This window comes from Mycobacterium celatum, from assembly GCF_002101595.1.
Taxonomy (GTDB): Bacteria; Actinomycetota; Actinomycetes; order Mycobacteriales; family Mycobacteriaceae; genus Mycobacterium; species Mycobacterium celatum.
The window spans coordinates 147,285-158,206 of record NZ_LQOM01000040.1 but is presented as its reverse complement, the minus strand read 5'-3'; the positions used below and the strand labels follow the sequence as shown (position 1 = coordinate 158,206).

The 10,922-nt window shown below is 66.3% G+C and carries 11 protein-coding genes, 1 pseudogene and 1 riboswitch; of the genes and pseudogenes, 8 read left to right on the top strand and 4 right to left on the bottom strand.

From position 1 onward, the window contains the following. Nucleotides 1–75: 75 nt before the first annotated feature. Nucleotides 76–720 (bottom strand): PAS and ANTAR domain-containing protein, encoded by a 645-nt coding sequence (locus AWB95_RS18600; RefSeq protein ID WP_062540109.1) that lies wholly within the window; start codon nt 718–720, stop codon nt 76–78. Between the two features lie 21 nt (nt 721–741). Beyond that, nucleotides 742–2,475: an MFS transporter gene (locus AWB95_RS18595; protein WP_062540108.1), complete on the bottom strand. Its 1,734-nt coding sequence runs from the start codon at nt 2,473–2,475 to the stop codon at nt 742–744. 154 nt (nt 2,476–2,629) lie between these two features. Beyond that, nucleotides 2,630–2,740, top strand: a riboswitch (TPP riboswitch). On the opposite strand from AWB95_RS18595, the gene thiC reads away from it, so the two are divergent. The 5 genes from thiC to AWB95_RS18570 all read left to right on the top strand — a co-directional run bounded on the left by thiC (nt 2,730) and on the right by AWB95_RS18570 (nt 7,593). Further along, nucleotides 2,730–4,355: a phosphomethylpyrimidine synthase ThiC gene (gene thiC / locus AWB95_RS18590; RefSeq protein WP_085168494.1), complete on the top strand. Its 1,626-nt coding sequence runs from the start codon at nt 2,730–2,732 to the stop codon at nt 4,353–4,355. It overlaps the preceding riboswitch by 11 nt. Then, the gene (gene thiD / locus AWB95_RS18585) at nt 4,352–5,185 is read left to right on the top strand and encodes a bifunctional hydroxymethylpyrimidine kinase/phosphomethylpyrimidine kinase (RefSeq protein WP_062540106.1); all 834 of its coding nucleotides are present in this window, start codon (nt 4,352–4,354) and stop codon (nt 5,183–5,185) included. The genes thiC and thiD overlap by 4 nt, the downstream gene beginning before the upstream one ends. Beyond that, a complete protein-coding gene (locus AWB95_RS18580) occupies nt 5,182–5,817 on the top strand; it encodes an alpha/beta hydrolase family protein (RefSeq protein ID WP_062540105.1) in 636 nt (211 codons plus the stop codon). The genes thiD and AWB95_RS18580 overlap by 4 nt, the downstream gene beginning before the upstream one ends. A 7-nt stretch (nt 5,818–5,824) precedes the next feature. Then, nucleotides 5,825–7,309 carry a flavin-containing monooxygenase gene (locus AWB95_RS18575; protein ID WP_062540104.1) on the top strand — a complete coding sequence of 495 codons (1,485 nt, stop codon included), beginning with the start codon at nt 5,825–5,827 and terminating at the stop codon, nt 7,307–7,309. Between the two features lie 8 nt (nt 7,310–7,317). Continuing rightward, a complete protein-coding gene (locus AWB95_RS18570; RefSeq protein ID WP_084707119.1) occupies nt 7,318–7,593 on the top strand; it encodes a hypothetical protein in 276 nt (91 codons plus the stop codon). Here AWB95_RS18570 and AWB95_RS18565 read toward each other — a convergent pair. Further along, complete coding sequence (locus tag AWB95_RS18565) at nt 7,568–8,800, bottom strand: TetR/AcrR family transcriptional regulator (protein ID WP_062540103.1); 1,233 nt, start codon at nt 8,798–8,800, stop codon at nt 7,568–7,570. The two genes, AWB95_RS18570 and AWB95_RS18565, sit on opposite strands and share 26 nt — an antisense overlap. A gap of 125 nt (nt 8,801–8,925) precedes the next feature. Here AWB95_RS18565 and AWB95_RS18560 point away from each other — a divergent pair, with 125 nt between their 5' ends. Genes AWB95_RS18560 through AWB95_RS18550 form a run of 3 tightly spaced genes read left to right on the top strand, consistent with a single transcriptional unit; the run spans nt 8,926 to nt 10,405 of the window. After that, the gene (locus AWB95_RS18560) at nt 8,926–9,150 is read left to right on the top strand and encodes a hypothetical protein (protein WP_062540102.1); all 225 of its coding nucleotides are present in this window, start codon (nt 8,926–8,928) and stop codon (nt 9,148–9,150) included. Then, nucleotides 9,147–10,031 (top strand): oxygenase MpaB family protein, encoded by an 885-nt coding sequence (locus AWB95_RS18555; RefSeq protein WP_062540101.1) that lies wholly within the window; start codon nt 9,147–9,149, stop codon nt 10,029–10,031. Before AWB95_RS18560 ends, AWB95_RS18555 begins: the two co-directional genes overlap by 4 nt. 20 nt (nt 10,032–10,051) lie before the next feature. Beyond that, on the top strand, nt 10,052–10,405 hold the full coding sequence (locus AWB95_RS18550) for a hypothetical protein (protein WP_232315678.1): 354 nt from the start codon (nt 10,052–10,054) through the stop codon (nt 10,403–10,405). 18 nt (nt 10,406–10,423) lie between these two features. Here the strand turns inward: AWB95_RS18550 and AWB95_RS18545 are convergent. Next, nucleotides 10,424–10,903: pseudogene (locus tag AWB95_RS18545) on the bottom strand (Mce protein); the annotation flags it as partial. Between the last annotated feature and the right edge of the window lie 19 nt (nt 10,904–10,922).

The following is a 10,922-nucleotide window of genomic DNA, read 5'->3' as shown; positions in this document are numbered from 1 at the left end:
CACGAGAACGCTCAGCTGACGCCAGCCGCCTAAACGCCACACGCAAATACGTCACCGAAATTCCGACCCAGACCACTAAGTGCCGGAGTTGCCGGATACCCGCTGGTGGACCGTCAGCAGGAGATGGTCGAATTCGCTTTGGACGCGGGCCGACGGAGGTGGCAGCGTTTGGATTTCGGCGACCAACTGCGTGGCCAGCGCGCGCAGCTTGCTGTTGGTCTCCTGCGATCGCCAGCGCAAGACGCCGAAGGCCTGCTCGGCGCTGACCCGGTAGATGGCCATCAGGACACCCTTGGCCTGCTCTATCACCGCCCGGGCCTCGACCAGGTCAGGCAGCGTTTCGTCGAGGACCTCCTGGCGGGTCTCCTGGAAGGTGTCCGTCAGGTCGATGTAGTAGCCCTCGGTTCCCACCACGGCGCCGGTCTCCTCGGTCATCCGGTCGCCCACCACGATCGCGTGGTGCACATTGCCGGCGGTGTCCAGGAAGCGGTGGCGGCTGGAAAACGTGCCGCCGCCGTGCAGCGCGCGGTCGAGTATCTCCTGCACGTGGGCCCGGTCCTCCGGATGCTTGTGCGCGAGCATCAGTTCCGTCGTCGGCTCCACCGACCCGGGCTCGTAGCCGTGCATCCGGGCCACCTCGTCGGACCACTCCCAGCGCTGGCCCACGAACCAGAACCGGAACATGCCCACGTTCGCGTAGGTCCTGGGTTCGGCGATCATCGCCTTCTGCACGTTAAGAAATCATTCCACCCGGGAGTCGAACCGGCCAGGGGGCAGCACCTCGGCGGCGTAGCGTCCCGGCGCCACCAGCGACGCCAACGCACCGAGCAGCATCATCACCGTCGCCGCACTGAACACCACCGTCAGCCCGGTGTGGAACGGCCCGGACATCAGCAGCGGGAAGAAGGTGTGGCCGGTCAACACGTCGGCGGCCACCCCGGGCTGCCGCAGGGCCCCGGACGGTCCGAGCAGCTCGGCGATCGGGTCGTAGCCGAGGAACGCCGCGAACAGGCTGCCGACCGGCGGCGTGTGCGCCACCTGGTGGGCCACCGACGGCGCCACCCCTTGCTGCTGTAAACCGGCGCTCATCGCGCCCGGCAACGAGTTGGCCAGCCCGATGACCATCAGCGAGAAGAAGATGCCGATCGACAGCGAGGTGCCCGCGTTGAAGAACGTCGCCCGCACGCCCGAGGCCGACCCGCGCTGATCGGCGGGAACGCTGGACATGATGACGGCGGTGTTGGGTGCGGTGAAGATGCCGCCGCCGAACCCGTTCAGGAAGACCAGTGCCGCGAACACCCAGTAGTTGAAGTCGACCGGGATTGTCATCAGCAGCACGAAAGTGATTGCCATCAACAGCATTCCGCCGACCGTGAACGGCCTGGCTCCGCGCCGGTCGGCGAGTGAGCCGGCCAGTGGACCGGCCACCAGGAAACCGACCGTCATCGGCAGCAGGTAGATGCCCGACCATAGCGGGGTGGATTCGAAGCTGTAGCCGTGCAGCGGCAGCCAGATGCCCTGCAGCCAGATGATCAGCATGAACTGCAGGCCGCCGCGGCCCACTGCGGACATCAGCCCGGCGAGGTTGCCGGTGCCGAAGGCGGTGATTCTGAACAGCCGAATGTCGAGCATCGGGTGGGGCACACGCAACTCGATGACGCAGAACGCCGTCATCGCCAGCACCCCGGCAACCATGGCGCCCAGCACCCACGGGTTCGTCCAGCCGGTGGCCGAATCACCGTGCGGCTGAATGCTGTAGGTGATCGCGGTGAGAAGCACGGTGAGCCCGACGCCAAGCGTCACAGTGCCGGCCCAGTCCGGTTTGGCCGGGCTGGTGTCGCCCAGTTCGTGCAGCGAGCGCATCGCCCAGATGGTGCCCGCCAGCCCGATCGGCACCCCGACCCAGAAGATGGCGCGCCAGTCCCACTCCGAGAGCAGCCCGCCCAACACCAGACCGATGAACGATCCGGCCACCGCGGCAACCTGGTTGATGCCCAACGCCATTCCGCGCTGGTTGGCCGGGAACGCGTCGGTCAGGATCGCCGACGACGTCGCCATCAGCATTGCGCCGCCGACGCCTTGCACCACCCGCCATCCGATCAACCACAGCGCGCCGGCCTTGAGCTGGAACGGGTCGATGGACAACGCGACGGCGGCGGCGGTGAATACCAGGAAACCGAGGTTGTAGACGCGCACGCGGCCGTACATGTCGCCGATCCGGCCGAAGAACACCACCAGCACGGCGCTCACCAACAGGTAGCCCATCAGCATCCACAGCAGGTAGCTGACGTTGGCGGGATCCAGCGCGTTCAGCCCGATGCCGCGGAAGATCGCGGGCAGCGAGATCAGCACGATCGAGGAGTTGATGGTGGCCAGCAGGACGCCAAGTGTGGTGTTGGAGAGCGCGACCCATTTGTAGAACGGATGGTCGCGCTGCACGCGCAACCGGCGTCCGGGGTCGGCAGCCCGGGTCATTTCGGTCACCACGAAACACATATGTTAGCTATACAAATGATTGCGGTCGAATTCTTTCCCGATACCTGCCACCGACTGCGCTAGCGTGGGTACCGTCCGTTAATCCACGCGGTGACGATGAGGTCCGGGTAACGGACCGAAGAGGAGCCGCGTAATCCAACACCGCGGGAGCTCACCCAAGTGAGCTGAGAGGACGGCTCGGGGGCCGTCGACCGTATGAACCTGACCGGGTAATGCCGGCGTAGGGAGAAGGAATGACCGTCACGTCAAACAGCACTGCACCAACCGTGACCACCGGCCCCATCGCCGGTAGCACCAAGATCTACCGCGAGCTCGCCGACGGCGCCCGGGTGCCGTTCCGCCGGGTGAACCTATCCAACGGCGAGCACTTCGACCTCTACGACACCTCGGGGCCGTACACCGACGCCGACGCGGTGATCGACGTGCACCGCGGGCTGCCGCCGCGCCCCGGCGTGGTGCGCGACCGCGGCACCCAGTTGCAGCGGGCCCGCAACGGCGAGATCACCGCGGAGATGGCGTTCATCGCCTTGCGGGAAGGCATGCCCGCCGAGCTGGTGCGCGACGAGGTCGCCCGCGGCCGCGCGGTGATCCCGGCCAACCACAACCACCCCGAGAGCGAGCCGATGATCATCGGCAAGGCGTTCGCGGTGAAGGTCAACGCGAACATCGGCAACTCGGCGGTCACGTCCTCGATCGCCGAGGAGGTCGACAAGATGGTGTGGGCCACCCGCTGGGGCGCCGACACGATCATGGACCTGTCCACCGGCAAGGACATCCACGAAACCCGCGAGTGGATCATCCGCAACTCGCCGGTGCCGGTCGGGACCGTGCCGATCTATCAGGCGCTGGAAAAGGTCAAGGGCGATCCGACCGAGCTCACCTGGGAGATCTACCGCGACACCGTGATCGAGCAGTGCGAGCAAGGTGTCGACTACATGACCGTGCACGCCGGGGTGCTGCTGCGCTACGTGCCGCTGACCGCCAAGCGGGTCACCGGCATCGTGTCGCGCGGCGGGTCGATCATGGCGGCCTGGTGCCTGGCGCATCACCAGGAGTCGTTCCTGTACACGCATTTCGAGGAGCTGGCCGACATCTTCGCCCGCTACGACGTGACGTTCTCGCTCGGCGACGGGCTACGGCCCGGCTCGATCGCCGACGCCAACGACGCCGCGCAGTTCGCCGAGCTGCGCACCCTGGGTGAGCTGACCAAGATCGCGAAAGCCCATGGCGCACAGGTGATGATCGAAGGGCCGGGGCATATCCCAATGCACAAGATCGTCGAGAACGTGCGGCTGGAGGAGGAGCTGTGCGAGGAGGCGCCGTTCTACACGCTGGGCCCGCTGGCCACCGACATCGCCCCAGCGTATGACCACATCACCTCGGCGATCGGCGCGGCAATCATCGCCCAAGCCGGCACCGCGATGCTGTGCTACGTGACGCCCAAGGAACATCTGGGATTGCCGGACCGCAAGGACGTCAAGGACGGAGTGATCGCCTACAAGATCGCCGCGCACGCAGCGGATCTGGCCAAGGGTCACCCCCGCGCGCAGGAGCGCGACGACGCGTTGTCCACGGCGCGCTTCGAGTTTCGGTGGAACGACCAGTTCGCATTGTCGCTAGATCCCGACACCGCGCGGGAATTCCACGACGAGACACTGCCGGCCGAACCGGCCAAGACCGCGCACTTCTGCTCGATGTGCGGGCCGAAGTTCTGCTCGATGCGCATCACCCAGGATGTCCGCGACTACGCCGCCGCGCACGGACTCGACAGCGAGGAGGCCATCGAAGCCGCGATGGCGGAGAAGTCGGCCGAGTTCGCCGAGCACGGCAATCGGGTGTATCTGCCGATCGCACAGTGAAATACCTGCCGCTGGCACCGCCCGGCGCGACGCCGCTGCGGGTGCTGGCCATCGCCGGGTCGGACTCCGGCGGCGGTGCCGGCATCCAGGCCGACGTGCGCACCTGCACCCTGCTGGGAGTGCATGCGCTGTGCGCGGTGACTGCGGTGACAGTGCAGAACTCGGTGGGCGTCAAGGGTTTTCACAAGGTTCCCGGCAACGTCATCGCGGCCCAAATCGAGGTGGTGTGCCACGACATCGGGTTGCAGGCCGCCAAGACCGGCATGCTGGCGTCCACCGAGATCATCGAGGCGGTCGCTTCGGCGTGGCGCGACCATGCCCCGGATGGCGCGCCGCTGGTGGTGGACCCGGTGTGCGCGTCGATGCACGGCGATCCGCTGCTGGACGCGGGCGGCCTGGATTCGCTTCGCGCCGAACTGCTTCCGTTGGCCACCCTCGTCACGCCCAACCTGCACGAGGTGCGGCTGCTGGTGGATGTCGAGGTCACAGACGCCGAGTCTCAGCGGGAGGCGGCCCGCGCGCTGCACGACCTCGGGCCGACGTGGGCGCTGGTGAAGGGCGGGCATCTGCGCGGCTCGCAGTGCAGCACCGATTTGTTATTCGACGGCAACGACTTTCACGAGTTCGAGTCGCCGCGCGTAGACACCATCCACGACCACGGCTCCGGGGACACGCTGGCCGCCGCGATCGCGTGTGCGCTCGCGCACGGCTACCCCGTTCCCGATGCCGTCGCGTTCGCCAAGGACTGGGTGACCGAATGTCTGCGCGCTTCTTACCCACTCGGCCACGGCCACGGTCCGGTATCGCCGTTGTTCAGGCTCGGCCAATGAGCCTCGAAGTCATCGCCGGCGTCGCGCACGAACCTTCCGGCAGCCCGTCGGGTGTGGTGGTGCTGACGCACGGTGCCGGCGGCAGCCGCGAATCTCCTCTACTGCAACGGGTTTGCGACGAATGGGCGCGGCGTGGCTGGCTGGCGGTGCGCTACAACCTGCCCTACCGCCGGCGCAGACCCAAGGGACCGCCGTCCGGTTCGGCGGGCACCGACCGCGCCGGCATCGTCGAGGCGATCACCGTGTGTCGCGAGCTCGCCGGCGGACCGCTGATCGCCGGCGGGCATTCCTACGGCGGTCGGCAGACATCGATGGTGGTGGCCGCCGGGGACGCGCCGGTGGACCTGTTGACGCTGTTCTCCTACCCGGTTCATCCGCCCGGCAAGCCGGACCGCCCGCGCACCGAGCACCTGCCGGACATCGCGGTGCCGACGGTGCTCACCCACGGCACGTCGGACCCCTTCGGCACCCCCGACGAGGTGTGGGATGCCGCCGCGCTGATTCCCGCACCGACCGAGGTTGTCGAGATCACCGGCGCGCGACACGACCTGGGGGCCAAGAGCCTCGACGTGCCGGCGATGGCCGTCGATGCGGCGCTGCGTCTACTATCCGGTACCGCGGGTTCTGTATAGTCGCGTCATGGACTCACCACAGTATGACTTCGTCATCGTGGGTGCGGGCTTCGCCGGTATCGGCACCGCGATCCAGCTCAAACGGCTCGGCTACCACAACTTCGTCATCCTCGACCGCGAGGAGGATCTGGGCGGCACCTGGCATGTCAACCGGTATCCGGGTCTGGCCGTCGATATCCCGTCGACCACCTACTCGTACTGGTTCGAGCCCAACCCGTACTGGTCGCGGTTGTTCGCGACGGGCCCCGAGCTCAAGCAGTACGCCGACCACGTCGCCGACAAGTACGACGTCCGCCGCTACATGCGGTTCAACACCGCGGTGGAGGGGGCGCGCTGGGACGAAGACTCGCAGATCTGGCGGGTGGCGCTGGCCAGCGGCGATACGCTGACCACCCGCTTCCTGATCACCGCGACCGGCTTCCTGTCCCAGCCGCACACGCCGGACATCCCGGGCATCTCCTCCTTCGAGGGCAGGATCATCCACACCACGGCCTGGGACGACAGCTACGACTTCGCCGGCCGCCGCGTCGGCCTGATCGGCACCGGTGCCACGGCCATCCAGCTCATTCCCGAACTGGCCAAGACGGTCGCCGACCTGACCGTGTACCAGCGCACCGCGATCTGGGTGGCGCCCAAGATCGACTTCCGGATCTCCCCCGCCGTGCAGCGGCTCTTCGCCCGGGTCCCGCTCACCCAGCGGGCGGTGCGGTGGTTCACCGACAACCTGTTAGAGCTGATGACGTTCACCGGCGTGCTGAACTACCGCTACTTCCGCCGGCTGTCCATCGCCGCGATGGACCTGTGCAAGATCCACCGGTTCGTGCAGGTGCGGGACAAGGAGTTGCGCCGGAAGCTGACCCCGGATTACGACATCGGCTGCAAACGGCCGAGCTGGTCCAACGACTACTACCGCAGCTTCACCAAACCGCATGTGCACCTGGAGACCGGCGGCATCGACCGCATCGAGCCGGACGGCATCGTCACCAACGACGGGACCAAGGCCGTCATCGACACGCTGGTCCTGGCCACCGGATTCGACCTGTGGGACGCCAACTTCCCGGCCATCGAGGTGGTCGGCCGCGAAGGCCGCAACCTGGGCAAGTGGTGGCGGGAGAACAGGTTCCAGGCCTATCAGGGCGTGTCCATCCCGTACTTCCCCAACTACTTGAGCCTGGCCAGCCCGTACGCGTTCTCCGGACTGTCGTTCTTCAACACCATGGAATACCAGATGCGCCACATGGACCGGCTGCTCGGTGAGGTCAAGCGCAGGGGCGCAACGACTTTCGAGGTGACCGAAGAGGCCAACGCACGCTTCCTGGATCGCATGACCCGCCATTTGGACAGCTCGGTGTTCTACGCCGGCGACTGTGCCACGTCGCGGTCCTACTACTTCAACCACAGCGGCGAGGCCACCCTGCTGCGGCCGACCTCAGTGCGCAACGCGGTTCGGGACGGATCGCGATTCCCGTTGGACGACTACGCAATCGCCTAAGGAGACCCATGTCACGCAAGAGCAATCGTCTGGCCCGGTTCTCCGGTCTGGGATTGGCCGGCGCCGGGGTGTCCCATTTCACCAGTCCACGGTTGTGGGAGCCGATCACCAAGCCGATATTCCCACGTAACACCCGTCAGCACATCTATGCTAACGGTGGTATCGAAACCGTTCTGGGACTGGGCTTTTCCAGTCGACAGACCCGCAGCCTGGCCATCGTCGGGTTGATCGGGTACGTAGCGTATTTGGGCGGGAACGTTATTCGCAACGGCCAAAAAGCGTAGCCTGCATCAACTTTCGCACGCATGCCTGCGGGTAGGCGGATTGCTCGGCCGAGTCTTCGTAGTGCACCAGCCGGCCCAGATCGACCACCAGGGCCATGGCGGCGTGCACCAGAAACCGCGCCTGCGCTGCCGTCAACGCCGGCCGCGCCGCCTCCAGCAGCCGCGTCCAGGAGTCAATCGTCGACCGCTGCACGTCGCGCAGCAGTTCCTGGTCGGTCCGGGTCAGGTTGACCCGCTCCGTGTAGTAGATGGCAGCCAGTTCGGGGTTGGCGAACGACGTCGCGACGTAGGCCTCGATCAACGTGGTGAGCATCTGGCGCGCGTCGCTGACACCGGCCAGGATCGCCGAGAAGTGACCGGACACCCGGTCGGCCGCGCGCCGCAACCCGGTCGAGAGGATCTCGCACTTGCCGGAGAAGTAGCGGTAGATGCCCGACACCGGGATGCCGACCGCGGAAGCGATTTGCGCCATGCTGGTTTCGGAATAGCCGTGGTGGCTGAACAACACCATCGACGCGCCCAGCAGGGCCTCGTACACGCCGGCATCCGACGCGAAGATCCGCCAGGCCGCCGGACGGGCGATGGGGTCGTCCGGGTGCGGAAGCTCGGTGGCGAGCATTGCCAACGCGGCTTCGGCCATCAACGTGCGGATCTCGTCGTCCGCCAGCCGGACCCGGTGGTCGACGATGCTGCCGATCACGCTGAGCACCCCCGCCGACAGCATCCACCGCTGCGTCGAGCTCAGCGCCGGCCGAATTGCCATGAGCGGCCGCTGAATTCGGCGGTTGACCAGCCGCAGCTGATCGGCCAGCGTGGACTCGTCCTCGCCGTGCAGATAACGGGCCTGCCAGCGGTACAGTCCGCCGGACTCCCGGTTGGCCAACGCCAGGTCGATCAGCGCATCGACCAAGCGCTCCAACGTTGCCGCCGGGTCCGCGTCGACGGGCTCGGCGTCGGCGAAACCGGTGCAATCGACCAGCTGCTGGCCCAGCGCGAGCACCGCGCCGCGAAACAGGTCGTACTTGCTCGAGTAGTGGCGGTACAGCGCCGCCGCTGAAATCCCGACCTTGGCCGCAATGGCTTCCATGCTGACCGCGTGGTACCCCTGCGCACTGAACGCCTCGGCCGCCGCCCGCGCGATCTGCGCCTTGCGGTCTTTCGGCCGTCGGCGTACCTGCGTCGCCGACTCGGCGCGAGGTGTCGTCACCGCCTCACCCTAGCGTCAGATTTACGGTCCGGAAACCTACCCTTGGGTCAGAACCTCCATTAACATAGCTGCTATTCCGACGCCGGGGACGACGGTGCCGGGGTTTACCTGTCGGAGGGACGCACATGCTGGAGAAGGTTCGCCAGGTGCTTGGCTTCCAGATCACCATCGCCGAGTTGATCGGGCTCGCTTTGATCGTCGGTACGCCATACTTGCTGGTCGGCGTGGTCTGGTCGACGACACACACCGATCATCTGCACGAGATGCACGGGGCCGATCTGGTGGTGTCGTTCCTTGGATCGATCGTTTCGTGGCCGGTTTTGTTGTTCGCCAATGTCTGCATGACATGACCGCCGAAGCCGGAGCGCCGCTGACCACGGCCGATACCCGTATTCACATCACCCGCCGCACCGCGCGTTGGGACAACCGCCCGGCCACGGTGGCCGACGCACTCGACTTCTGGTCGTTCGCCGCCGGGGCCGCCAACGTCGTGATGCAGCTGTCCTGGCCCGGGGTCGGCTACGGCGTGATCGAGAGCAAGGTCGAATCCGGCAGCCTGATGAAACACCCGTGGAAGCGGGCCCGCACCACGTTCAGCTATCTGGCGGTGGCCATTCTGGGCAGTCCCGAGGACCGGGACGCCTTCCGTGACGCCGTCGACGTGGCGCACCGGGAGGTCCGCTCCGGGCCGGACAGCCCCGTAAGGTACAGCGGCTTCGACCGCGATCTGCAGATGTGGGTCGCGGCTTGCCTTTTCGTCGGGCTGGAAGACACCTACGAGCTGCTGCGCGGCAAGTTGACCGGCGAGCTCGCCGAGCACTTCTACCGCTCGGCGTTCACGCTGGGTACCACACTGCAGGTCACTGAGGACCAATGGCCGGCTACCCGTGTGGATTTCGACCGGTACTGGAACGAGGCTTGCGGGCGCGTGGTGCTCGACGACACCGTGCGGGGGTACCTGCAGGACCTGATCAACTTGCGGATGATCACGCCACCACTGCGTATCTTCGTCCCGCTGCTGCGGTTCTTGACGACCGGGTTTCTCGCTCCGGTTTTCCGCGACGCGCTGCAGGTCTCGTGGACGCCCGGTCAGCAGCGCCGCTTTGAATACCTGTTTCTGTTGGTGGCATTCGTCAACCGGTTTCTGCCCAAGTTCATCCGGCAGGCCGGCAGCTATGTGCTGCTGGCGGACGTGCGCAGCCGAATCCGGCGGCGGCGCAAGCTGATTTGAAAGGAGGTGACCGAGTAACCGTGCGACAACTGAGCCACAGCCACTTCTTCGCCGGCGTGGTGGCCGTATTGCTGATCGCCGTCGGATTGCTGGCGCTGTGGTGGCCGGTCTATCTCGACCAGTTCGACCACTACGGAGTCCAGATCACCTGCGGGAGAGGCTTCAGCGCCAACCTGACCCAGGCCGCCGATGCCGGCGGCGACGTAGCCGGCAAATGCGGTACGGCGCTGCTCATCCGGCGTGCCTGGGCCATCCCGACCGCCGTCATCGGATGGGTGATCATCACCATCGTCCTGGCGATCTGGGTTCACACCCAGCCCGGCCCCCAAGAGGAAAGCACGCGGTTCTGGGAATTGCGTGGCGACGCGACATAGCAACGCGCGCCGCATATCTCACAGCAAGTCGACCTTGCTGGCCAGCCATCGGCCGTCGACCTTCTCCATGGTCATCGTGACCCGGCTGCGGTCCAATTGCGGTTCAGGTGCGGCTGCGTTGCTCACCGACTGATCGACGAACAGCACAACCTCGACCTTGTTCTTGGTGGCCGATTTCACGGCCGCTTCGATGACGGTGCCGTGTGCGGCAGCCTTGTTGTCCACCAGCGTCTGTCGCAGCCGTGCGCTCGACTGGGTGTACATGTTTTTGAACTCGCCGGTCGCGCCGTCGAGAACGTCGGCGAAGTTCTTGTCGATCGCGTTGGTGTCGATGCTGGTCAGCGCGAGCGTGTATTTGGTTGCGGCGTCCAGTGCTTGGGCCGAGGCGACCTTGACCTGATGGTGCTGAAACAGCAGCCAACCTTCGTAGCCGGCTCCGGCCAGTACGGCGGCAAGCACACCGGAGGCAACCCACCGGCGTATCTTGCGCGGCCGCCTTTGCGGCTCTTGCGGTTCC